We start from the raw sequence: 21,493 nt of genomic DNA, 5'->3' as shown, positions 1-21,493 counted from the left end.
GTGTCCGAGCCCTCGTTCGAGCTGCTGCCGGGTGACCCCGCGTCGCCGGTCCTGCTGCACGTACCGCATTCCGCGCGGACGGTCCCGGAGGAGGTGCGGGCGGGACTGCTGCTCGACGACACCGCGCTGGAGCGGGAGCTGGACCACATCACGGACGCGCATACGGCCGAACTTGCCCTTCGTGCATCCGAGTTGGCGGGAATGCGCCCCTGGCGGTTCGTGAACCGGCTGTCCCGGCTGGTGGTGGACCCCGAGCGGTTCCCGGACGAGCGGGAGGAGATGCGCGCGGTGGGCATGGGCGCCGTGTACACCCGGACCACGCACCGGGAGCCGCTGCGGGCCGAGGACACCGACCAAGTCCCGCTGATCGAGAAGTACTTCGAGCCGTACGCCCGCGCGCTCACCGAGGCGGTGTCGGAGCGGCTGGCCGCGACCGGACGGGCCGTGGTGATCGACGTCCACTCCTACCCGTCCCGCCCGCTCCCGTACGAGCTGCACGGCGAGGGCCCGCGCCCGGCGGTGTGCCTGGGCACCGACGCCTTCCACACCCCACCGGGCCTGACGGCGGCCGCCCGGTCGGCGTTCTCGCCGTACGGGAAGACGGGCCTGGACAGCCCGTTCAGCGGGACCTACGTACCCCTCGCGCACTACGGCCGGGAGCGGCGGGTGAGCGCGCTGATGGTGGAGATCCGCCGGGACACGTACATGACCGAGCCCGGCGGCCCGCCCGGCCCGGGCCTGGAGCAACTGGCGGCCGCGCTGGCCGTTCTGGTGGACGCGGTGGGTTAACCCTGCTTCGCGGCGTGGGCCGCCCAGTCGAGGATCTGGACGGCGGCGCCCGCGGCTTCGAGGCCCTGGCAGTGGCCGTGGTGGCGGCGGGCGATGCCGTCGAGGTCGAGGTGGGTGCCGAAGGCGGGGTGGGCGGCGAGGCGGCGGGCGTAGGACCACAGGGCGGTGAAGCCGGTGATCCGATGCACGGCGGAGGCGTCGAGGTGGCAGCGGTGCACGGTGTCGAGCTGGACCAGGGAGACCCAGAGGTCGATGTCGGCGGCGGTGAGCCGGCCCCCGGCCAGGTACTCATCCTCGGCCAGCCGGCGCTCCAGCCGGGACAGGGTGTCGAGGAGCACCTCCAGCGCGGCGGCCCGCCCGGCCGGGTCCTCGTCGGCGCGGCCCGCGCGCTGCGCGGCCTGTTCGATGCCCTCGGCGCAGAGCCGTTCCACGGCGTCGACGGTGGACTCCCAGCCGCAGGGCCGCAGCGGGTCGCCGCCGGCGCGCGGGAAGAGGTCGAGGTCGCGCAGGATGTCCGGCGCGTGGGTGCTGACGATGCGTCCGGACCAGGCGTCGCTGAGCACGGGGGCGGGCGCGGGTCCTGAGTAGCGGTGCGCGCTGGCCTCGTAGAGCGGGCGGAGCGCGGTGTGGCTGCCGTCCGGGGCGTCGGGGACGGCGGGGAGCAGGGTGACCGGACAGCTCGCGTCGAGACCGAGCAGGCTGTGGCCGATGGCGAGGCGCAGTCCGTCGGGGTCGGCGGTGGAGAGGTGCAGCCGGTAGCGGTGCGGCACGGCGTAGTGGCCGCTGCGGGCGTCCTGCCCGAGCCGTCCCCGGAAGGCGGAGCTGTGCCGGACGGTCGGAAGGGCGGTCGGCGCGGTGATGGGCATACGTACGTCTCCCCAGGGGCGAGGGCGCGCGCGGGCGCGCCTGCGGGAACAGCGGCGGCTGAGTGGGCGAGGAGTTACCGGGAAAAGCGCTCGTGGCGGGCTGAGGCCCAGGTCAGAGGCGCGGTCCGATGGCGCTGCACACGCGCAGGAGGTCGATGTGCAGGCGGGAGGTGAGGAGCGGGGCCTTGAGGAGGGGGGCGCGCGACGGCGTGCGGCCGCTGCGGCCGGTCACCGTCTCCAGGCGCGTCATGCGTCCCCACCTGTTCGCTGGACTTCCCCGACTTGGAGTGTCGGCCCGCGCCGGACGCCACGTCAAGAGGGGGTCCGGTCCGGTCCGGCCCCGCGTCGGGGCCTTACGTACCATCACCCCTATGAGCCAGATCCTCTCGATCGCCCGCCCCGACAGCGTCCGGAGCGTGCGCCTGGACACCGGCAGGGGGACCTTCGCCGCGTTCACGGCCGCGCCCCCGGCCCCGCGCGGTACGGCCCTGCTGGTGCCGGGCTTCAACGGCAGCAAGGAGGACTTCCTGCCGCTGCTGCCCGGCCTGGCCGAGGCGGGCTACCGGGTCGTCGCCATCGACCAGCGGGGGCAGTACGAGACGGGCCCGGCGTCGGAGAACCCGTCGTACGCGCCCGAGGGACTGGCGGCGGACGTGGTCGCGTTGGCGGGGGTGCTGGGCGGTCCGGTGCATCTGGTGGGGCACTCGTACGGCGGGCTGGTGTCCCGCCTGGCAGTACTGAACTCTCCTTCCGCTCACACCACTTGGGCCTCACTGACCCTGCTGAACTTCGGCCCGGCGGCCGTCTCCGAGCCGACGCGGGAGCGTCTGGAACTCCTGCTGGACGCCCTGCGCACGACCCCGGTCCTGGAGCTGTGGCCGTTCCTCCGCCCGCAGGACGGCGGGGTCTCCGAGGAGGTGCTCGCCTTCCTCTCGGACCGCTGGGCCCGCAACGCCCCCGAGGCCCTGCGCCTGGCCGCCGAGCGGATGATCACCGAGCCGGACCGCAGCGAGGCGCTGCGCGACTCCGGCATCCCCCTGTCGGTCGTCTTCGGCACCCCGGAGGACACCTGGCCGGAGCGTGAAGCGGCGGCGATGGCAAGGGAGTTGGGGGCCCGCTACACGGAGATCATGGGCGGCGGGCACTCGCCGAACGTGTACGAACCGGAGGCGGTGATCGAGGCGTTGACGTCGTTCTGGAACGCGTGACGCCGGGCGAGGGCGAGGAGGAGTCCAGCGAACAGCAGGGCGTTTCCGCCGAGGAAAGGGACCTACCACGCTTCGGCGTCCGGGAGATGAGCAAAGCCCTTGCTATCGTGCGCCGATGTCAACGATCAAGCAGTTCCAAGTGACCTTCGACTGCGCGGACCCCGCGCGTCTGGCCGGCTTCTGGTGCGAGGTGCTGGGGTACGTCGTGCCTCCGGTCCCGGCGGGGTTCGCCACCTGGGAGGACTACCACCGCTCGCTGCCGCCCGAGGATCAGGTGGTCTACTTCGCGTGCAGTGATCCCTCGGGTGCGGGTCCGCGCCTGCTCTTCCAGCGCGTCCCTGAAGGGAAGGTCGTCAAGAACCGGCTGCATCTCGACGTGCGGGCCGGTACCGGGCTCGTGGGTGAGGAGCGCCTGGCCACGCTCGAAGCCGAGTGCGCACGGCTGGTCGCGCTCGGCGCGGTGCACGTGCGCACGATGCGCGCCGATGGCGAGAACGAGTCGTGCGTCGTGATGCAGGACATCGAGGGCAACGAGTTCTGCCTCGACTGAGGATCTCGGGCCTCTCGGGTCGCGGAGGTGGCAGGGGGCCGCCAGTGGCTGCCGAGGACCACTGGCATGGGGTCGGCGCCGCTGTGGCACACCGGCAATTCGGTCGACACCGCTTGCGGGCCACGGGAGACTCGGCCGATGACTCGGCAGACCGACACGCCTCCCGCCTGGGACGAGCGCACGCAACTGATCACGTTTCTCGACTACGCCCGCGACACGGCGCGAGCCAAGTGCGAGGGCGTCTCCCCCGACGACGCCCGCCGGGCCCCGCTCCCCGGCTCCCCCCTGATGACCCTGTGCGGCCTGATCAGCCACCTGCGCTGGGTCGAGCACCACTGGCTTGAGGTGATGTTCCTGGGCGAGGACCCCACTGGCCCCCTCGCCGAGGCCACCGACGAGGACCCCGACCCCGAGATGCGCACGGCGGTCGACGTCCCGCTGCCCCGGCTCCTCGCCGACTACGAGTCCCAGAGCGCGCGTTACCGCCGCCTGGTCGCCGAGCACGACCTGGACACCACCGCCAAGCGCCCCATCCGCGACGGCCGCCACGTCGACCTCCGCTGGGTCCTCCTCCACCTCATCGAGGAGACGTCCCGGCACAACGGCCACCTGGACGTCGTACGCGAACTCCTCGACGGACGGACCGGGGTGTAGGACGCCAGGCCAGCACCGCACACAGCCCCGCCAGCGGCAGTTCCGCGACCACCGCCATGACCACGGCGACCAACAGCGCCGACCCGGACGGAGCGGTGGCCACGTCGACACAGGCGTCGGCAAGAAGAAGTACCGCCGCCGCGGCAGCGGGCGCCCGATACCGGGAATCCCGCCGCAACAGCCGCCCCCCGGCGGTGAGCAGGGCAGCCGCCTCCAGCGCGTCGAGCGCGACCCAGGCAGCCGCGTCGGCGGGCGGCAACGCCCCCGCGAGATACCCGAACCAAGGCAGCAGAACGAGACCGGCACCGAAGAGAACCCGCCCGTGCGCCGCGCTGCCCGGCGGAGCGTAGGAGACAAGGGCCACGTCGACACCCCTTCCGCACCCGGGAACCCGACCATCGGGCTCGTGATCACCCCTCGGGTATCCACTGAGCCCGGCCAGTAACACCTCTGCCCGCCATGGGGTGGCGCCGGCCCCCTCCCGCCGCGCCGGCTCAGCGCCCTTCGCGAGGCAGTGCCGCGACGAACTCCGCCAGCGCGGCGGCCTGTGGCGGCGTCTGCTCGCGGAGGTGGCGGCCGTAGTGGGCGGCGACCAGGCGGCGCAGCTCGGGCTCGTTCGGGGCTTCGCCGGTCAGGGTCAGGCGGACGGCGTGGGGGGTGCCCGTCATGGACAAGGGGCGGGCCAGGGCGTCGAAGCCGTGGGTGAACTCGTCGGGCTCCTCCCACCAGGCTTCGGCGTACGCCTGGTCCCTCAGGACGTACATGTAGTGGTCGTCGTCGAAGAGGATCACCGGAGCTGTCGGGGTCGGCATGCGAGGAGTATCGCGGACTGGGGCGCGGGAGATCACCCGCCTCACGGCCCCGTCGCGGCTCCACGGGCGAAGCCTCCCCAGCCCCTATCGTCACCCGAGGTGACCATCACGACCGCGAACAGAGGGGCTTCCGGTGCATCACTGGCTCTCCGAACGGCACCGCTCCTCGGCGAGCGTGCTCGTCGCGGCCTGCACCGTGGCGGTGCTGACGCTGCTCGTGGTGACGGATCACGCGGTGCGGCTGTCGGCCGGGGACATCGGCGTACTGTCGCTGTTCGCCTACCTGCTGCCCTATCTCGCGCTCACCCTGGGCGCGTTCTCCACCGCCTCCCCCGAGCGCATCCGCTCCTGGGCCGAGCGGGACAGCCGGGGCACGGTGCTCCAGCGGTACGTCATCGGCACCGCGCCCGGCCCGGGGGTGTCGCTGTTCATCGCGGCGGCCGCGCTGGCGGTCGCGGTGGTGTGGCTGCCGGGTCACCTCGGTACGACGTTCCCCGCGATCCCCCGCGTGTTGGTGGCGCTGGCCCTGGTCGCCGTCGCCTGGGTGTGCGTCGCGGTTTCCTTCGCGGTCACCTTCCAGGCCGACGACATCGTGGAGGGGGACGGCGCACTGGACTTCCCCGGCCACGACTCCCCGCTCTGGGGCGACTACATGTACTTCGCGCTGTCGGTCATGACGACCTTCGGCGCGACCGACGTGAGCGTGACCTCCCGGCCGATGCGGCGCACCGTGTCGGCGAACTCGGTCATCGCGTTCGTGTTCAACACCGTGACGGTGGCGAGCCTGGTCTCCGCGCTGACGGCGGGCTGAACACCCCTGCGCCGGACCGCCGTCGCCGCTGGTCAGCGCGACCGCACGGCGTCGAGATTGGCCGATTGACCTAGCCGAATCGGCCGATTGTCGACGTTCGCGGCAGCGAAGTTGGCGCTGTCCCCACGGTCGCCCTAGAGTCGACTTGGTTGGTCTAGGCAACCTTTATTCGGGTGCCTTCCCGTCTCCCCACAGCAGAACCGCAACAACCGGCCGGGCCCCCGCACGCCCCGGCCCAGGAGGACCCCCATGCCCGACGTCGCAGCCCCACGCTTCCGCAACCCCGTCGAGGACATCCTTGACGCCCTGCGGGAGAACCCCGGACGCGAGGCCCTCGTACACGGTGAACACCGGCTGTCCGCAGGGGAGTTCCGCGAGCTGGTGCACCGGATGGCGTGGGCCATGCAGGCCCAGGGGATCGAGCGCGGCCAGACCGTCACCCTGCTCAGCGGCAACCTGCCCGAGGCGATGGCCGTGCGCTACGCCGCGAACCTGATCGGCGCTCAGGTCAACCACCTGTACAGCAAGCTCTCCGCCGAGGTGCAGGCCGCGATCGTCGCCGACGTGGAGACACGGGCCCTGGTGGTCGACCCCAGGCTGGCCGACCGGGCCGCCGAGATCACCGCGTCGGTGCCGGTCAAGTCCGTGCTGACGCTGGGCCCTTGGGACAGCGCGGACGACCTGCTGGAGCTGGCCGCCGGGCAGTCCGCCGAGCCGTTCCCCAGCCGGGCCGAGCCCGACGACATCTGCGGCATCCGCCACACCGGCGGCACCACCGGCCACCCCAAGGGCATCTGCACGACCTTCCGCCAGGTGCAGGAGACCCGTTCCGCGCGTCCGGTCACCGGTGAAGAGACCGGCGAGCACCGGCAGTTGGTCGCCACGACCATCGCCCACGCGGCCGGGATGCTCGCCGACGCGGTGCTGGAGACCGGCGGCACGGTGGTGCTGCTGGACGACTTCGACCCGGCCGAGGTGCTGCGTACCGTCGAGCGGGAGCGCATCTCCCACATGTGGCTACTGCCGCCCCTGCTCTACCAGTTGCTCGACCACCCCGACATGGCGCACACCGACACCTCGTCCCTGCGCCAGGTCCTCTACGGCGGCTGCCAGTCCTCCCCCACCCGCATCGCCGACGCCGTACGCCGCCTCGGCCCGGTGCTGATGCAGGGGTACGGGCAGAACGAGGGCGGGATCATCAGCGTGCTGCCGCAGCAGGACCACGACCCGGACGACCCCGCGCTGCTGCGTACCGCCGGGAAGGTCCTGCCGAGCGTGGACGTGGAGATCCGGGACCCGGAGGGCAACGTCCTGCCGAACGGCGAGCACGGCGAGATCTGCGTCCGCTCCGCCATGGTCATGCAGGGCTACTGGAAGCAGCCCCGGCTCACCGCCGAGGTGCTCCAGGACGGCTGGCTGCACACCGGTGACGTCGGCTTCCTCGACGACGCGGGCTACCTCACCGTGGTCGACCGGCTCAAGGACATGATCGTCGTGGTCGGCGGCCATGTGTACACCACCGAGCTGGAGGACCTGCTCAACACCCACCCGGACGTGCTCCAGAGCGCCGTCTTCGGCGTCCGCGACGAGGACCGCATGGAGCGCGTGCACGCCGCCGTGCTCCTCGCCCCCGGCGCCACCACGACCGCCGAAGACCTCCGCGCGCTGGTACGGGCGGAGCGCGGCGCGATGTACGAGCCGGCCCGCATCACCTTCCCGGTCGCCCTCCCCCTCACCGACGTCGGCAAGCCCGACAAGAAGGAGCTCCGCCGTCGCGCGACGCCCTGACCCGACCCGAGGGGCCGTTCCGGAACACCGCCCGGAACGGCCCCCGCGTCGGTGGCGTGCGGGCCGGGCGTACTCCCCGGCCTGCGGACGTCAGGCCAGGACGCCGCTCTCGCGCAGCAGGGGCAGTACGTGGTCGCGTACCGCGGGGGCCAGCCGCAGGCCGTCCTCGCGACCGGTCGTCCACCGTGTGTCCGCCAACTCCGCGGCGGGGCGCGGGTCCTGGTCGATGCGTGCCGTGAAGACCGTCATCGCCATGGGCACTCCCTCCAGGGCGGCGACGGCCTCGACCTCCGCCAGGAAGCGCGGCTCCAGCGGCACGACACCCAGTTCCTCGTCCAGCTCGCGCACCAGCGCCTGCATGGGCTCCTCGCCCGCGTCGGGCTTCCCGCCGGGGAGGTAGAAGACGTCGGGGGCCGCCTGCTTGCTCACGACCAGGAGACGCCCCTCCCTGACGATCACGGCGGCCGCGACGACCAGACGACCGTGCTCGTCGAGGCTCGGCGCGGCTGCGGTCACATTTTGTTGCTCCATACATCTGATCTTGGCAGCCGCTCGGCTTCGACCAGGAACCCAGGCACAATTGCGCAGTCTGAACTGCGCACGTTAGCCTGTACACATGACCGAGATCGCCGACACCACCGGTGTGTCCGAATCCGCCGTACGCGCCGCGCACGAGTTCCGCGTGGTGTTCAGCCGGCTGCGGCGGCGGATGCGGGAGAGCTACGACCCCGGAGACCTCACCCCGTCGCAGACGTCGGTGCTGAGCCGGCTGGACAAGGACGGGGAGGCGTCGGTCAGCGACCTGGCCGCCGCCGAGCGGGTCCGGCACCAGTCTGTGGCCGCGACCGTCGCCGTACTGGAGGAGCGCGCGCTGGTGTCCCGGCGGCCGGACCCCTCCGACGGGCGGCGTCAGCTGGTGTTCGTCACCGACAGCGGGCACGCCTTCCTGGAGGACCGCAGGCGGGCCGGGGAGGGCTGGCTGACCCGGGCGCTGGAGGACCAGTGCACGGAGGCCGAGCGCCGGACCCTGCTGGAGGCCGCGGCCATACTGGACCGGGTCGTCCGCTCGTGACCCTGCGCCAACTGCTGCCCATGCGGGCGAAGAAGAGCGACGGCTTCGACCGGCGCCTGCTCGCCCCGATGATGCTGGGCTCCGTACTCAACCCGGTCAACTCCTCCGTCCTCTCGGTCTCCCTGGTGCCGATCGGCGCCGCCTTCGGGGCGCCGCCCGCGCAGACCGCCTGGCTGGTCTCCGCCCTGTATCTGGCCACGTCCATCGGCCAGCCGGTGGTGGGGCGGCTGATCGACCTCTTCGGGCCGCGCAAGCTCTTCCTGGTGGGCACCGCGCTCACCGGTGTCGCCGGCGTCGTGGGGATGCTCGCCCCCGACCTCGGCGTGCTCATCGCCGCCCGGGTACTGCTCGGCTTCGGCACCTGTTCCGGCTATCCGGCCGCCATGTACCTGATCCGCAGCGAGGCACGGCGCACCGGCCAGGAGAGCCCGACGGGCGTGCTCACCGCGCTCGCGGTCACCACCCAGACCGTCGCCGTGATCGGCCCCAGTCTCGGCGGACTGCTGATCGGGGTCGGTGGGTGGCGCGCCACCCTCGCCGTCAACATCCCGCTCGCCCTGGTCGGCCTGTACCTCGGCGCCCGCCGACTCCCCGTCACCCCGCCGGCACCCCGCACCGACGACCGGCACCCGCCGGCCGCACTGGACCTGCCCGGCATGGGCCTCTTCGCCGCCGCCCTGGTCTGCCTGCTCCTCTTCCTGATGGAACCCGGCGCCGCCCACTGGTACCTGCCGGTGCTGACCGTGCTCGCGTCGGCGGCCTTCGCCCGGCGGGAGCTGCGGACCCCGCAGCCCTTCATCGACCTGCGCGTCCTGAGCGGCAACCTCCCCCTGCTGGCCACCTACACCCGCGCGCTGCTCGCGTACATCGTCAGCTACGCCTTCCTGTACGGGTACACCCAGTGGCTGGAGCAGGGCCGGGGGCTGTCGGCCTCGCAGGCGGGGCTGGTCCAACTCCCGCTGTTCGCGACCGCGTTGGTGGTCTCGACCATCACCGGGCGCCGACAGGCGATCCGCGCCAAGCTCCTGGTGGGCGCGGCCGGCCAGCTCGCCGCGTGCGCGCTGCTGCTGACGCTGACCGACGCGAGCCCGGTGTGGACGCTGCTGGCCGTCGTGCTCGTCCTCGGTGTGCCGCAGGGCCTGAACAGCCTCGCGCTGCAGAACTCCGTCTTCCACCAGGCCGATCCCGAGCGCATGGGCTCCTCGGCCGGGCTGCTGCGCACCTTCGGCTACCTCGGCGCGATCGTCGCCTCCGCCGCGAGCGGTGCCCTCTTCGGGCAGCGCGCCGACACCGGCGGACTGCACCACCTCGCCTGGCTGATGCTCGCCGTCAGCGCCCTCTTCCTCGCCGTGACCGTCGCCGACCGCTCCCTGCGCGGCCTCGGCGTCACCCGCGGCGAACCCGCACCCGAACGAACCCGTGAGGACCAGACGTGACCAAGCCCGCCCTGCTCGTGATGGACGTCCAGCAGGCCATCACCGAGCGCGTGCCCGACCCCGGGTACACCCCGCGCCTCGCCCGCGCGGTCGCCGCCGCCCGCGCCGCCGGGGTCCCGGTGGTGTACGTCGTCGTGGGCTTCCGCCCCGGCCACCCCGAGACCAGGTCCAGCCCCATGTTCAGCGGGCTGCCCGAGGGCGCCTTCACCGAAGGCGATCCGGGAGCCGCCATCCACCCCGACGTGGCGCCGGAGCCCGGCGAGAGCATCGTCACCAAGAAGCGCGTCAGCGCCTTCACCGGCAGCGACCTCGACCTCGTGCTGCGCGGCGGCGGCATCGGCCATCTGGTGCTCACCGGCCTCGCCACCAGCGGTGTCGTGCTGTCCACGCTGCGCCAGGCGGCCGACCTCGACTACCGCCTGACCGTGCTGGCCGACGGCTGCGGCGACGCCGACCCCGAGGTCCACCGGGTGCTGACCGAGAAGGTCTTCCCCCGCCAGGCGGAGGTCACCACCGTGGACGACTGGATCGCCGGCCTGTCCTGACCTACTCGCCGGTGGCGGTCAGGACCAGCACCGCCTGGTCGTCGTCGATGTCGTGGCCGCCCGTGAAGACGCGTACGGCGTCGGTCAGCGAGTCGATCAGGCTTCCGGCGGCGGGCGGGCGCGGTGACCCCGCCAGGGCCTGCGCCACGCGTACGTCGCCGAACTGCTCGCCGTCCGGGGCGCGGGCCTCGGTGAGACCGTCGGTGTAGAGCAACAGGCTCTCGTTCGGGCGCAGTTGCAGCCGACGCGGGCTGACGTGCGGGTCCGGGGCCACGCCCAGGAGGAGCCCGGAGGCGTCGACGGCGCGCACGGTGTGCGCCGCGTCGACCACGAGGGGCGCGGTGTGTCCGGCCCGGATCAGCTCGATGTCCAGGCCCGTCGCGGTCGGGGTGAACTGCCCGTAGACGAGCGTGACGAAGCCGGTGCCGTGGCTGCCGGGGCGGTCGCACAGCGCCCGGTTGACGGCCTCGACCACGGCCTGCGGGCCGGACAGCAGCGGGGCGACGGCGCGGGCGGTGTGCCGTACCAGGGCGGTGGTGGTCGCGGCGGTGGCGCCCCGGCCGCACACGTCGCCGAGCATGAACGCCCACCGGCCGTCCCGCAGCGGGAAGACGTCGTAGAAGTCGCCGCCGATGTCGAGTCCCTCACCGGCGGGGTGGTAGTACGTGGCCACGTCGGCGCCCGGCACCTCGGGGACGCCGGGCAGCAGGAGCCCGGCCTGGAGGTCGCGGGCGAGGGTGACCCGGTGGGTGTACTGGCGGGCGTTGCGGGCGGCGGCGGAGGCCCGGCGGGCGAGTTCCTCGGCCAGCGCGACCGTGTGCCCGTCGAAGGTGTGGTCGCCGACGCTCAGCAGGGTCATGGTGCCGAAGGGGGTGCCACGGTCGAGCAGCGGGACGCACAGATAGCCGGTGACGCCCAGGTCGTGCCAGGGCCCCGGCCCGGTGGGCGTACGGCGGGCGACCTCGCTGACCCCGGAGGCCAGGACCCGGGCCACCGCGTCGTCGGCGGCGTCGTACACCGGGATGTGGGAGGCCAGCAGCGCGGCGCGCCCGGCGTCCGGGGCGGCCGTCGCGGTGCGGCGTACGCGGCCGGACTCCACCACGTCGACCGCGCACAGCGGGGCCAGCGCGGGGGCGCAGGCGTCGGCGAGGCGCTGGAGGGTCTGCGTGGCGTCCAGGTCGTGGGCGAGCGAGGTGCTGGCGTCCAGCAGGAAGGCGAGGTCGGCGCGGGCTGCCTTCTCGCGGGCCTCGGCGGCCTGTCGTGCCTGCTCGGCCTGGTGGCGTTCGATGGCCAGGGCGGCGGTGCCCGCGAAGATCCGGGCGAGCGCGAGGTCGTAGTCCTGGGGCGAGCGGGGGGTGCGGTGGTACATGGCGAAGGTGCCGAGCAGCGATCCGTCGCAGGCCAGCACCGGGGTGGACCAGCAGGCGGCGAGCCCGGCCTTCTCGGCCAGCTCACGGAAGTCGGCCCAGTACGGATGGGTGGCGATGTCGGAGACGATCACGCTCTGCCGCCGGTGGGCGGCCGTACCGCAGGAGCCGACGCCGTCACCGGCGGCGATGCCGTCGATGGCCTGGTTGTAGAAGTCGGGCAGGCTGGGGGCCGCGCCGTGGCGCAGGTGGCGGCCGTCGGCGTCGGCGAGCAGCACCGACACCAGCACCTCCTCGGGCGCGAGTTCCTCGATGACCCGCGCCATGCCGTGCAGCACGTCGGCCAGCGGGGCCTGGCGGGCGATCTGCTCCAGCAGGGCCGCCTGCTCGGCCGTGAGCCGCTGGGCCTGTCTGACCTGGGTGGTCTCGACACCGATGACGCGAACGCCGGTCACATTGCCGCCGGCGTCGAGCCGGGGCTCGTAGGTGAAGTCGAAGAACGCCTCGCGGCCGTCGGCGCCGGAGCCGAGCACGACGCGGCGGTCCCGCCCGGTGACGGACTGGCCGGTGCGGTAGACCCGGTCCAGCAGCCCGATGAGCCCCTGCTCGGCGAGTTCCGGCATCAGTTCGGCGAGCGGCAGCCCGGTACGGGAGCGCTCGGTGTCGCCGATCGCGGCGAAGAACGCCGGGTTCGCGGACTCCAGCATGTGTGCCGGTCCGGCGAGCGAGGCGAAGACGGCCGTCGAGTGCCCGAAGAGCGCGCGCAGATCGTCGTCCTGGCCGCCGCCCGGCCGGCCTGGCTCGGGCTGGTCCAGCCCTGATACGCGCGTCATGCGCTCCGCTCCTCATTCTGTTGGACCGCCGAGGCGGCGCCGCGTCCGTCCGAGCCTGCGGCAAGCGCCTCAGCGGCGTCCTTGTGCACGGAGAAGAGCTGGTCCAAACCTGTCAGGGTGAACAGACGTGACACCGAGGCGGGTACGGCCGCAAGGCGCAGGCTCCGCTGCTCGGTGGTGAGCCGCTGGTAGATGCGGAGCAGGGCGCTGATCCCGGAGGAGTCGCAGAAGGTCAGGGCGGCGCAGTCGACCACCACCGGCAGCCTCCCCGTCGATCCGTCCAGTTCGGCGTCGGCAGCCTCGTGCAGCTGCACCACGCTGTCGAAGTCCAGTTCACCGCACAGCACGAACAGCACGCCCAGCGCGTGCTGCCTCACATCCACCGAGAACACCCTCAGCTGCCTTCCACTCGGCTACCGCCGCCTGCCTTTCGTCACAGGAAGCGTCTCACGGGCCTGACCGCGGCTTCCTTCAGCCGCTGGAACGCGGCTCTTCGGCGCCATCTCGCGAGGTCGATGGCCACGCTGTGCTCCAGGTCCGCGTCGTAGTCGCGGTCGAGCGCCGCGGTGAACTCCTCGTCCAGCACGGCGAGCATGACCTCCTCGTCGTGGTCCATGGAGCGGCGGTTGAAGTTGGTGGAGCCGATCAGGGCCGCCACCGAGTCCACGGTGATGATCTTGGCGTGCATCATCGTCGGCTGGTACTGCCGGATCTCGACGCCCGCGCGCAGCAGCCTGGTGTAGTGGTGCTGTCCGGCGAGCTGGCAGGCCCGCTGGTCGGTGTACGGGCCGGGCAGCAGGATCTCCACCTTGACGCCCCGCTCGGCGGTGCGGCACAGCAGGTCGATGAAGTAGTCGTCGGGGGCGAAGTAGGCCGTGGCCAGGCGGAACCGTTCCTCCGCCGAGGTGAGCATGACCCGGATCAGGGTCTGCATGTCCTGCCAGCCGATGCTGGCCGAGCCGCGCACGACCTGGACGATCGAGTCGCCGATCTGCTCGTGCCCGGTGAAGCGGTCGCGGTCGTCGAACAGTTCGTCGTGGCACTCGGCCCAGTTCTGGGCGAAGGCGGCGGCTATCCCGTCGACCGCCGGTCCGCGCACCTGGACATGGGTGTCGCGCCACTCACTCGGGTTGCGGGCGTCGCCGCACCACTCCTCCGCGATGCCGACGCCGCCGGTGAAGGCGGTGTCCTCGTCCACGATGAGGGCCTTGCGGTGGCAGCGGTGGTTCTGCTTGAAGGGCGAGAGCCACACGGGCTTGCGGAACCAGGCGACCTGGACGCCGGCCTCGTCCATGAGGTCCAGCAGCCCCGGCTCGATCTGCTTGGCGCCGAACCCGTCGAGCAGCAGCCGCACCCGTACGCCCTCGCGCGCCCGGTCGGCGAGGGCGGCGGCGAAGTCCTGGGCGATCTGACCGCGCCAGTACACGAAGGTCATCATGTCGATCGTGTGCTTGGCCGAGCCGATGGCCTTGAGCATGGCGGGGAAGATGGCGCTGCCGTTGCGCAGCGGGATCAGCTCGTTCCCCTCGGTGGCGGCCACGCCGATCAGCCGCTCCAAACGGCGGCGCAGACGCTGCTTGCGGGCATCGGCGTCCGGGACGCCGTCGGGTGCGAGAGCTACCGGTATGCCGTCGAGGGTCACAGCGAATTCTCCAGTGGTGCCGTTGCGCGGATCGGATCGGGACGGCCGGTGGACCCCCGAGGACCCTCATGCCCGGCACTCGCCCCATCATCCCGCGTCGGTGAACCACCCCTTGTGTGACCGGCATCACAGTGCGTCGATCGCTGTCGTCAGGTCATCATATGACCTGTCCGCCGACGGCATCGAGGGCGTCCGGGTGGCCACTGCGAGACAAGGATGTTGCGCGTGACGGATCAGAAGCCCCGTGTGGGCGTGGTGGGACTGGGAGCCATGGGCCTCGGAATGGCCCGCAGCCTGCGGACGGCGGGATACGACATCGGGGTCCACGACCTGCGGCCCGGGCCGGCCACCGGCTTCGCCCGCGAGGGCGGCACCGCCTTCCCCTCCCCCGGTGAACTCGCGGCCACCGTCGATGTTCTGGTGAGTGTGGTCGTCAACTCCGCCCAGACCGAACAGGTGTTGTTCGGCGCGGACGGCGCGGCCCGACGGCTGCGTCCGGGTGCCGTGTTCGTGATGTGCTCCACGGTCGACCCCGTCTGGTCGGCCGAACTGGGCTCACGACTGGCCGACTTGGGCCTTCTCTACCTGGACGCCCCGGTCTCCGGTGGCGCCGTCCGCGCGGCGGCCGGTGAGCTGGCCATGATGACCTCCGGCGCCCCGGAGGCGTACGCGCTCGCCGGGCCGGTGCTGGAGGCGATGAGCGCGACCGTGCACCGGCTGGGCGACGAGGCCGGGCTCGGCTCCCGGGTCAAGGTGATCAACCAGCTGCTCGCGGGCGTCCACATCGCCGCTGCCGCCGAGGCGATGGCGCTGGGCATCAAGGCCGGCGTCCCGGCCGAGACGCTGTACGAGGTGATCACACACAGTGCGGGCAACTCCTGGATGTTCGAGAACCGCATGGCGCATGTGCTGGCCGGTGACTACACGCCCCTGTCGGCCGTCGACATCTTCGTGAAGGACCTCGGGATCGTGCTCGACTCCGCCCGCCCGGAGCGCTTTCCGCTGCCGCTGGCCGCCACCGCTCACCAGATGTTCCTCCAGGCGGCGGCCTCGGGGCTGGGCGGCGAGGACGACAGCGCGGTGATCAAGATCTTCCCGGGGATCGACCTGCCGAAGCCGGAGGATGGCTGACATGGGAATCCGGCTCGGCGCCATCGCCGACGACTTCACCGGCGCCACGGACCTGGCGAACAACCTGGTGCGCGCGGGGATGCGCGTGGTCCAGCTCATCGACGTCCCCGAGGACGGCGGGTACGGCCTCGCGGCGGACGCGGACGCGGTGGTGATCGCGCTCAAGTCCCGTACCGCGCCCGTCGCGGAGGCAGTGGCCGCCTCGCTGCGCGCGCTGGCGTGGCTGCGGGGTGCCGGGGCGGAGCAGGTGTACTTCAAGTACTGCTCGACCTTCGACTCGACCCCGGCCGGGAACATCGGGCCGGTCGCGGAGGCGCTGATGGACGCGCTGGGCACCGACTTCACGGTGGCCACCCCGGCGTTCCCGGACAACGGGCGCACCGTCTTCAAGGGCCATCTCTTCGTCGGGGACGTGCTGTTGAGCGAGAGCGGCATGCGGGACCATCCGCTGACGCCCATGACCGACTCCAATCTGGTCAAGGTGCTGGGCGCGCAGACCACGCGTCCGGTCGGGCTCATCGACCACGCGGTTCTCGCGGGCGGGGCCGGTGCCGTGCGGGCCCGCATCGCCGAACTCCGTTCCCAGGGCGTCGCGTTCGCGATCGTGGACGCGGTCTCCAACGACGACCTGGTGCGGCTGGGCGAGGCCGTGCGGGATCTGCCGCTGGTGACGGCCGGCTCGGGGCTGGCCATCGGGCTCCCGATGAACTGGGGGCTTCAACCATCCTCTGCGGCAGCCGAGTTGCCGCCCGCCTCCGGACACCGGGCCGTGATCTCCGGCTCGGTCTCCACGGCCACGAACGGCCAGGTCCGCGCCTTCCTGGACACCGGGCGCCCCGCGTTCGCCGTGGACCCCCTGCGCATCGCGGCCGGTGAGGACGTGGCCGGGTCGGCGCTGGCCTTCGCCGGGGCCCACCTCGCCGACGGGCCGGTGCTGATCTACTCCACCGAGGCCCCCGAGACGGTACGCGGGGTGCAGAGCAGGCTCGGTGCCGCCGAGGCCGGTGCGCTGGTGGAGGGGGCCCTGGCCGAGGTGGCGCGGGGACTCGTGGCGCGCGGGGTGCGCCGACTCGTCGTAGCCGGGGGCGAGACCTCGGGCGCGGTCGTCAAGGCGCTCGGCATCACCGGGCTCCGCATCGGCCCGCAGATCGATCCCGGCGTGCCGTGGTGCGCGGCCACCCTGCCCGAGGGGCAGACGCTCCATATCGCCCTGAAGTCCGGCAACTTCGGCGGCCCCGACTTCTTCTCCGCCGCGTTCGCCCTGCTGGAGCCGGCATGAGCGACCCGGTGGAGGAGGCCCGGTGCGAGATCGTCCGGGTGGGCACGAGCCTGTTCGCGCGGGGCTATGTCCACGCAAGCGCGGGCAACATCAGTGCCCGGATCGGCGACTCCCACCTGATCACCCCGACCGACGCCGCCCTGGGCTTCCTCGAACCCGGTCGGCTGGCCCTCGTCGACGCCGAGGGCGAGCAGCTCACCGGAGACCGCGCCAGCAAGACCCTCACCCTGCACCGCCGTGTCTACGCCGCCGATCCCACCGCCCGCTTCATCGTCCACACCCACTCCACGCACCTCGTCGGCCTGACCCTGGGCGGGGTGTGGCGCGCGGACGACGTGCTCCCGCCGCTCACCCCGTACTACGTGATGAAGGTCGGGCACGTCCCGCTCGTCCCCTACCACCGGCCCGGCGACCCGCGCGTGGCCGATCTGGTGACCGCCCGCATCGCCGAACGCGCGGCGCGCGGTACGCCGATCCGGGCCGTGCTGCTCGACCGGCTGGGCCCGGTCGTCTGGGGGCCCGACGCGGCCTCCGCCCTCGCCGTCCTCGAAGAACTGGAGGAGACGGCACGCCTGTGGCTGCTCACCGAGCGCAGGCCCACACCGCTCGCGGAACCCGAACTCGCCGAACTGCGGTCTGTGTTCGGCGCCCGCTGGTGAACCCCGATCCCCCGTCCCGAGAATCCCCCTGAGCCGCTCAAAGGATTCGCCATGTCCCTCCCCACGGTCGCCGCCGAAGCCGACCTCACCCGCGAGAACGCCGTCTTCCGCAAGGTCGTCCGGCGCATCGTCCCCTTCCTCGTCCTCGCTTACGTCGTCTTCTACCTCGACCGCGTCAACGTGGGCTTCGCCAAACTCCAGATGTCCACGGACCTGGGGTTCAGCGAGGCGTCGTACGGCCTGGGCGCCGGGCTGTTCTTCATCGGGTACTTCCTCTTCGAGGTCCCGTCGAACCTGCTGCTCCAGCGGGTGGGCGCCCGCACCTGGATAGCCCGGATCATGATCAGCTGGGGCGTGGTCTCGGCGGCGTTCGTGTTCGTCACCGACGAGACGACGTTCTACGTGCTCCGCTTCCTGCTGGGCGCGGCCGAGGCCGGGTTCTACCCCGGTGTCATCCTGTACTGCACCTACTGGTTCCCGTCCCACCGCAGGGCCCGCGTGATCGCGATGTTCATGTCGGCGATCCCGGTGGCGGGCATCTTCGGCAACCCGCTCTCCGGCTGGATCCTGGACACCTTCCACGGCACGGGCGGCTGGCAGGGGTGGCAGTGGATGTTCGCGCTGGAGGCGCTGCCGGCCCTCGCGGTCGGGGTGGCCACGCTGTTCTACCTGGACAACGGGGTGCGGGAGGCGAAGTGGCTCAGCGACGAGGAGAAGGACGTCGTGGAGCGGGCCCTCGCCGAGGACGCGGCGCACCGGACCGTGCACGGCAAGGTCCTGGACGGCTTCCGCGACCCCAAGGTGTGGCTGATGAGCCTCATCTATTTCTGCTTCATCATGGGCCAGTACGCGCTGACGTTCTGGATGCCGACCTTCGTGGAGTCCACCGGCATCAAGGGCAACCTGACCATCGGCGTGCTGAGTTCGGTGCCGTTCCTGGCCGCCCTGGTGGCGATGAACCTGTTCGGCCGCTCGGCCGACCGGCGCCGGGAACGCCGCTGGCATCTGGTGGTCCCCAGCCTCATGGGCGCCGTCGGCTTCACGCTGGCCGCCTCCTGGTCGGGCTCGACCGCGCTGTCCCTGATCGCCCTGTCCTTCGCGGCGGCCGGCGTGCTGACCTGCGCCCCGCTGTTCTGGTCGCTGCCCACCGCCTTCCTGGGCGGTACGGCGGCCGCGGCCGGGCTCGCCCTGATCAACTCGGTCGGCAACCTGGCCGGTTTCGCCAGCCCGTACATGATCGGCGCGCTGAGGGACAGCACCGGCTCGGCGTCCATACCGATGTACGTGCTGGCGTTCAGCCTCGTCGTGGGCGCCGCCGCCGTACTGACCACCAAGAAGGACGTCGTCAACCGCTGACCGGCGCCCCCCGGCGTCATGGGAGTGACCATGCCGAGGTTCGCAGCGAACCTGTCCATGATGTACACCGAGCACCCCTTCCCGGCCCGCTTCGCCGCGGCCGCCGCGGACGGCTTCGAGGCCGTCGAGTACCTCTTCCCGTACGCGTACCACCCGGCCGAGCTGCGCCGCCTGCTGGACGAACACGGCCTGCGGCAGGTGCTGTTCAACGCCCCGCCCGGCGACTGGGACGCGGGTGAGCGCGGTACGGCCGCGCTGCCCGGCCGGGAGTCCGAGACCCGAGCCGGGATCGAGCGGGCGCTGGAGTACGCGGTCGCGCTGGACTGTCCCCGGGTGCATGTGATGGCGGGGCTGCTGCCGTCCGGGGCGGCCCGCGACACCTATCTCGGCAACCTCGCCCGGGCCGCCGAGCGGGCCGGGGCAGCCGGGGTGGACCTCCTGATCGAACCGATCAACCACCGTGACATGCCGGGGTACTTCCTTAACCGGCAGGCCGAAGCGCACGCTGTCTTGAGGGAGTTGGGGGCCGACAACCTCAAGGTCCAACTGGACCTCTACCACTGCCAGATCACCGAGGGCGACCTCACCACGGCCCTGCGCCGGGACCTGCCGACCGGCAGGGTGGGGCATCTCCAGATCGCCGGCGTGCCCGACCGGCAGGAGCCCGACGCGGGCGAACTGAACATCGGCCATCTCTTCGGCGTAATAGACGAGTTGGCCTTCGAGGGGTGGGTCGGCTGCGAGTACCGCCCCCGTGCCGGGACGAGCGAGGGGCTCGGCTGGCTGCGCGACTACCGAGGAGCACACGCATGAGGATCGTCATCACCGGTGGTTTCGGCTTCCTGGGCCGCCAGGTGGCCGAACGGCTGCTGGAGACGCGGACGTTCCGGGGTGAGCCCGTGGAACGGCTCGTGCTGGCCGACCTGTTCGCACCGGAGGCGTCGCCGCTTGCCGACGATCCGCTGGTGGAGGTCGTCCGGGGTGATCTCACCGAGCGGCTGGCCGAGTTGTTCGCCGAGCCGGTGGACGCGGTGATCCATCTGGCCTCCGCCGTGTCGGCCGAGTGCGAGGCCGACTTCGATCTCGGCATGGCGGCCAACGTGGACACCACACGCACGCTGCTGGAAGCGGCCCGCGCCCAAGCTGCCGCCGGGGGTCCGGTCGTACGGCTGCTGTTCTCCAGCAGTGTCGCGGTGTACGGCCCGGACCCGGCGCTGCCGCTGCCGGAGCTGGTCAGCGAGGCCACGCTGCCGACCCCGCGGTCCAGTTACGGGGTGCAGAAGTTCGTCTGCGAGCAGCTCGTCGCCGAGTACACGCGAAAGGGGTTCGTGGACGGGCGGGTGGCCCGGCTGATGACCGTGTCGGTGCGGCCGGGCCGGCCGAACGCCGCTGCCTCGGGGTTCCTGTCCGGCGTCGTCCGGGAGCCGCTGGCCGGGCTGCCTGCCGTCTGTCCGGTCGACCCCGCCCTGCGGGTGGCGCTGGCCTCGCCCCGGCGCACGGTCACGGGCATCCTCCGGGTCGCGGAGCTGGAGCGCGGCGAGGGCCCCGGTCAGCTCGACGGCCGGCTCCCGGTCAACCTGCCCGCGCTGACGGTCTCGGTCGCGGAGATGCTCCGGACCCTTCGCCGGGTGGCCGGGGACGCCGTGGCGGACCTCGTGACCGTCGCGCCCGAGCCCGCCGTGGAGGCCATCGTGGGGTCCTGGCCGGCCGACTTCGACAACGCCCGCGCCGCCACACTCGGGCTGGCGGCCGACCCGGACTTCGAGTCGGTGGTCCGGGAGTACCTGGCCGACCACGCCGACGCGGTGACCGCCGTCACCGCGCCGGCGGCGGGGCCGCGGAACGCCGGTCGATAGACTGAAAAGCATGTTTTCCAAGGTGAGCGGTCCGATACGGCTCGCGGACCGGGTCGCCGCGATACTCGCGGAGGAGATCGAGTCCGGGCGGCTCGCCGAGGGCGACAAACTGCCCACCGAGGTCGCGCTGGTCAAGCAGCTGGGCGTGAGCCGTACGGTCGTCCGCGAGGCGGTGTCCCGGCTGCGCAACGCGGGCCTGGTCGAGCCGCGCCAGGGCCTCGGGGTCTTCGTCCTGCCCCGGCGCACCCGGCCGCTCGACCTGGAGGCGGAATCACCGGGCACCAAGTCCAAGGTGCTCCAGATCGTCGAGGTCCGCGCGGCCTTGGAGGGCGAGGCGGCGGCCCTGGCCGCGACACGTGCCACGCCGGACGACATCGCCCGGATGCGGCTGGCGCTGGCCGCGCTGGACACGGCGGTCGCCGCCGGCGGTGACGGCGTGGACGAGGACCTCGCCTTCCACCGCACCATCGCGGAGTCCACCGGCAACCCGGTCCTCGTCCAGACGGTCCGCTACCTGGGCGAGGTCGCCCGGGGCGGCATCCGGGTCACCCGCGCCAACGAGGCCCGCCGCACCGACTTCCTGGAGGCGGTCCGCGCCGAGCACCACGCCATCCTGGCCGCCGTGGAGTCCCACGACCCCGAGGCCGCCCAGTCCGCGGCCCGCCTCCACCTCCGCCACGCGGCCGCCCGTCTCCAGGACGCGGACGACCGCTTCTGGACGGAGACCGACGAACTGGACGTGGGTCTGAGCGGCGCGCCGTGATCTACGTCATTCCGGGCAATCCGCGGAATTTGTTCCACCCTCTGAAAGGTTGGTGTTTACATCTGATCGTCGAGGA

23 protein-coding genes are annotated in these 21,493 nt (G+C 72.3%); 16 read left to right on the top strand and 7 right to left on the bottom strand.

Annotated features, from left to right (window positions below; translation table 11 throughout):
- Complete coding sequence (locus D0Z67_RS25725) at positions 1 to 789, top strand: N-formylglutamate amidohydrolase (RefSeq protein ID WP_031181384.1); 789 nt, start codon at positions 1 to 3, stop codon at positions 787 to 789.
- Here the strand turns inward: D0Z67_RS25725 and D0Z67_RS25720 are convergent.
- On the bottom strand, positions 786 to 1,655 hold the full coding sequence (locus tag D0Z67_RS25720) for a glutathione S-transferase C-terminal domain-containing protein (protein ID WP_031181385.1): 870 nt from the start codon (positions 1,653 to 1,655) through the stop codon (positions 786 to 788). The genes D0Z67_RS25725 and D0Z67_RS25720 overlap by 4 nt on opposite strands.
- A gap of 112 nt (positions 1,656 to 1,767) precedes the next feature.
- On the bottom strand, positions 1,768 to 1,905 hold the full coding sequence (locus D0Z67_RS29775) for a putative leader peptide (RefSeq protein WP_165507360.1): 138 nt from the start codon (positions 1,903 to 1,905) through the stop codon (positions 1,768 to 1,770).
- A 121-nt stretch (positions 1,906 to 2,026) separates the two neighbouring features.
- On the opposite strand from D0Z67_RS29775, the gene D0Z67_RS25715 reads away from it, so the two are divergent.
- The 3 genes from D0Z67_RS25715 (at position 2,027) to D0Z67_RS25705 (ending at position 4,067) form a co-directional block, all read left to right on the top strand.
- Positions 2,027 to 2,863 carry an alpha/beta fold hydrolase gene (locus D0Z67_RS25715; RefSeq protein WP_031181386.1) on the top strand — a complete coding sequence of 279 codons (837 nt, stop codon included), beginning with the start codon at positions 2,027 to 2,029 and terminating at the stop codon, positions 2,861 to 2,863.
- A gap of 115 nt (positions 2,864 to 2,978) precedes the next feature.
- Positions 2,979 to 3,413, top strand: a complete 435-nt coding sequence (locus D0Z67_RS25710; protein WP_031181387.1) for a VOC family protein — start codon at positions 2,979 to 2,981, stop codon at positions 3,411 to 3,413.
- 138 nt (positions 3,414 to 3,551) lie between these two features.
- Positions 3,552 to 4,067, top strand: coding sequence for a DinB family protein (locus tag D0Z67_RS25705; RefSeq protein ID WP_031181388.1), 516 nt, complete (start codon positions 3,552 to 3,554; stop codon positions 4,065 to 4,067).
- Positions 4,068 to 4,561: 494 nt separating this feature from the next.
- Here D0Z67_RS25705 and D0Z67_RS25695 read toward each other — a convergent pair whose 3' ends face one another.
- A complete protein-coding gene (locus D0Z67_RS25695) occupies positions 4,562 to 4,879 on the bottom strand; it encodes a hypothetical protein (RefSeq protein ID WP_031181389.1) in 318 nt (105 codons plus the stop codon).
- A gap of 133 nt (positions 4,880 to 5,012) precedes the next feature.
- Here D0Z67_RS25695 and D0Z67_RS25690 point away from each other — a divergent pair, with 133 nt between their 5' ends.
- Complete coding sequence (locus D0Z67_RS25690; RefSeq protein WP_031181390.1) at positions 5,013 to 5,690, top strand: DUF1345 domain-containing protein; 678 nt, start codon at positions 5,013 to 5,015, stop codon at positions 5,688 to 5,690.
- Between the two features lie 249 nt (positions 5,691 to 5,939).
- A complete protein-coding gene (locus D0Z67_RS25685) occupies positions 5,940 to 7,478 on the top strand; it encodes an AMP-binding protein (protein WP_031181391.1) in 1,539 nt (512 codons plus the stop codon).
- Between the two features lie 90 nt (positions 7,479 to 7,568).
- On the opposite strand, the gene D0Z67_RS25680 is transcribed toward D0Z67_RS25685, so the two are convergent.
- Entirely contained in the window at positions 7,569 to 7,994 is a 426-nt protein-coding gene (locus D0Z67_RS25680) for an NUDIX hydrolase (RefSeq protein ID WP_234312763.1), read from the bottom strand.
- A 100-nt stretch (positions 7,995 to 8,094) separates the two neighbouring features.
- On the opposite strand from D0Z67_RS25680, the gene D0Z67_RS25675 reads away from it, so the two are divergent.
- The 3 genes from D0Z67_RS25675 to D0Z67_RS25665 are packed head-to-tail and all read left to right on the top strand — an operon-like array spanning position 8,095 to position 10,531.
- Positions 8,095 to 8,550, top strand: a complete 456-nt coding sequence (locus D0Z67_RS25675) for a MarR family winged helix-turn-helix transcriptional regulator (RefSeq protein ID WP_031181393.1) — start codon at positions 8,095 to 8,097, stop codon at positions 8,548 to 8,550.
- Between the two features lie 20 nt (positions 8,551 to 8,570).
- Complete coding sequence (locus tag D0Z67_RS25670; RefSeq protein WP_031181394.1) at positions 8,571 to 9,986, top strand: MFS transporter; 1,416 nt, start codon at positions 8,571 to 8,573, stop codon at positions 9,984 to 9,986.
- Entirely contained in the window at positions 9,983 to 10,531 is a 549-nt protein-coding gene (locus D0Z67_RS25665; RefSeq protein WP_031181395.1) for a cysteine hydrolase family protein, read from the top strand. The genes D0Z67_RS25670 and D0Z67_RS25665 overlap by 4 nt, the downstream gene beginning before the upstream one ends.
- Position 10,532: 1 nt before the next feature.
- Here the strand turns inward: D0Z67_RS25665 and D0Z67_RS25660 are convergent, their stop codons facing one another.
- From D0Z67_RS25660 to D0Z67_RS25650, 3 genes are read right to left on the bottom strand one after another with little or no spacing between them, the layout of a single operon-like run.
- Positions 10,533 to 12,731 carry a SpoIIE family protein phosphatase gene (locus tag D0Z67_RS25660; RefSeq protein WP_051887705.1) on the bottom strand — a complete coding sequence of 733 codons (2,199 nt, stop codon included), beginning with the start codon at positions 12,729 to 12,731 and terminating at the stop codon, positions 10,533 to 10,535.
- The gene (locus D0Z67_RS25655; protein WP_158713893.1) at positions 12,728 to 13,114 is read right to left on the bottom strand and encodes an STAS domain-containing protein; all 387 of its coding nucleotides are present in this window, start codon (positions 13,112 to 13,114) and stop codon (positions 12,728 to 12,730) included. The genes D0Z67_RS25660 and D0Z67_RS25655 overlap by 4 nt, the downstream gene beginning before the upstream one ends.
- A gap of 50 nt (positions 13,115 to 13,164) precedes the next feature.
- Positions 13,165 to 14,373 (bottom strand): phospholipase D-like domain-containing protein, encoded by a 1,209-nt coding sequence (locus D0Z67_RS25650; protein WP_031181398.1) that lies wholly within the window; start codon positions 14,371 to 14,373, stop codon positions 13,165 to 13,167.
- 225 nt (positions 14,374 to 14,598) lie between these two features.
- On the opposite strand from D0Z67_RS25650, the gene ltnD reads away from it, so the two are divergent.
- Genes ltnD through D0Z67_RS25615 form a run of 7 tightly spaced genes read left to right on the top strand, consistent with a single transcriptional unit; the run spans position 14,599 to position 21,417 of the window.
- On the top strand, positions 14,599 to 15,504 hold the full coding sequence (gene ltnD, locus D0Z67_RS25645) for an L-threonate dehydrogenase (RefSeq protein WP_037775099.1): 906 nt from the start codon (positions 14,599 to 14,601) through the stop codon (positions 15,502 to 15,504).
- 1 nt (position 15,505) lies between these two features.
- Positions 15,506 to 16,783, top strand: coding sequence for a 3-oxo-tetronate kinase (gene otnK, locus D0Z67_RS25640; protein ID WP_031181400.1), 1,278 nt, complete (start codon positions 15,506 to 15,508; stop codon positions 16,781 to 16,783).
- The gene (locus D0Z67_RS25635; protein WP_031181401.1) at positions 16,780 to 17,442 is read left to right on the top strand and encodes a class II aldolase/adducin family protein; all 663 of its coding nucleotides are present in this window, start codon (positions 16,780 to 16,782) and stop codon (positions 17,440 to 17,442) included. The genes otnK and D0Z67_RS25635 overlap by 4 nt, the downstream gene beginning before the upstream one ends.
- A 51-nt stretch (positions 17,443 to 17,493) precedes the next feature.
- Positions 17,494 to 18,798 carry an MFS transporter gene (locus D0Z67_RS25630; RefSeq protein ID WP_031181402.1) on the top strand — a complete coding sequence of 435 codons (1,305 nt, stop codon included), beginning with the start codon at positions 17,494 to 17,496 and terminating at the stop codon, positions 18,796 to 18,798.
- Between the two features lie 30 nt (positions 18,799 to 18,828).
- Entirely contained in the window at positions 18,829 to 19,611 is a 783-nt protein-coding gene (gene otnI / locus D0Z67_RS25625; RefSeq protein WP_031181403.1) for a 2-oxo-tetronate isomerase, read from the top strand.
- Positions 19,608 to 20,654 (top strand): D-erythronate dehydrogenase, encoded by a 1,047-nt coding sequence (gene denD / locus D0Z67_RS25620; RefSeq protein ID WP_031181404.1) that lies wholly within the window; start codon positions 19,608 to 19,610, stop codon positions 20,652 to 20,654. The genes otnI and denD overlap by 4 nt, the downstream gene beginning before the upstream one ends.
- Before the next feature lie 10 nt (positions 20,655 to 20,664).
- A complete protein-coding gene (locus tag D0Z67_RS25615) occupies positions 20,665 to 21,417 on the top strand; it encodes a FadR/GntR family transcriptional regulator (protein ID WP_031181405.1) in 753 nt (250 codons plus the stop codon).
- Positions 21,418 to 21,493: the final 76 nt, after the last annotated feature.

This window comes from Streptomyces seoulensis, from assembly GCF_004328625.1.
Classification (GTDB): Bacteria; Actinomycetota; Actinomycetes; order Streptomycetales; family Streptomycetaceae; genus Streptomyces; species Streptomyces seoulensis.
The sequence above is the reverse complement of the archived record's forward strand: the minus strand, read 5'-3'. Positions and strand labels throughout refer to the sequence as shown.

Excerpts from the sequence above, each read along its gene's own strand:
- D0Z67_RS25720 (WP_031181385.1), bottom strand. The coding sequence starts at position 1,655 with ATGCCCATCACCGCGCCGACCGCCCTTCCGACCGTCCGGCACAGCTCC.
- D0Z67_RS29775 (WP_165507360.1), bottom strand. The coding sequence starts at position 1,905 with ATGACGCGCCTGGAGACGGTGACCGGCCGCAGCGGCCGCACGCCGTCG.
- D0Z67_RS25715 (WP_031181386.1), top strand. The coding sequence starts at position 2,027 with ATGAGCCAGATCCTCTCGATCGCCCGCCCCGACAGCGTCCGGAGCGTG.
- D0Z67_RS25710 (WP_031181387.1), top strand. The coding sequence starts at position 2,979 with ATGTCAACGATCAAGCAGTTCCAAGTGACCTTCGACTGCGCGGACCCC.
- D0Z67_RS25705 (WP_031181388.1), top strand. The coding sequence starts at position 3,552 with ATGACTCGGCAGACCGACACGCCTCCCGCCTGGGACGAGCGCACGCAA.
- D0Z67_RS25695 (WP_031181389.1), bottom strand. The coding sequence starts at position 4,879 with ATGCCGACCCCGACAGCTCCGGTGATCCTCTTCGACGACGACCACTAC.
- D0Z67_RS25685 (WP_031181391.1), top strand. The coding sequence starts at position 5,940 with ATGCCCGACGTCGCAGCCCCACGCTTCCGCAACCCCGTCGAGGACATC.
- D0Z67_RS25675 (WP_031181393.1), top strand. The coding sequence starts at position 8,095 with ATGACCGAGATCGCCGACACCACCGGTGTGTCCGAATCCGCCGTACGC.
- D0Z67_RS25670 (WP_031181394.1), top strand. The coding sequence starts at position 8,571 with ATGCGGGCGAAGAAGAGCGACGGCTTCGACCGGCGCCTGCTCGCCCCG.
- D0Z67_RS25660 (WP_051887705.1), bottom strand. The coding sequence starts at position 12,731 with ATGACGCGCGTATCAGGGCTGGACCAGCCCGAGCCAGGCCGGCCGGGC.
- otnK (WP_031181400.1), top strand. The coding sequence starts at position 15,506 with ATGGGAATCCGGCTCGGCGCCATCGCCGACGACTTCACCGGCGCCACG.
- D0Z67_RS25635 (WP_031181401.1), top strand. The coding sequence starts at position 16,780 with ATGAGCGACCCGGTGGAGGAGGCCCGGTGCGAGATCGTCCGGGTGGGC.
- D0Z67_RS25630 (WP_031181402.1), top strand. The coding sequence starts at position 17,494 with ATGTCCCTCCCCACGGTCGCCGCCGAAGCCGACCTCACCCGCGAGAAC.
- otnI (WP_031181403.1), top strand. The coding sequence starts at position 18,829 with ATGCCGAGGTTCGCAGCGAACCTGTCCATGATGTACACCGAGCACCCC.
- denD (WP_031181404.1), top strand. The coding sequence starts at position 19,608 with ATGAGGATCGTCATCACCGGTGGTTTCGGCTTCCTGGGCCGCCAGGTG.
- D0Z67_RS25615 (WP_031181405.1), top strand. The coding sequence starts at position 20,665 with ATGTTTTCCAAGGTGAGCGGTCCGATACGGCTCGCGGACCGGGTCGCC.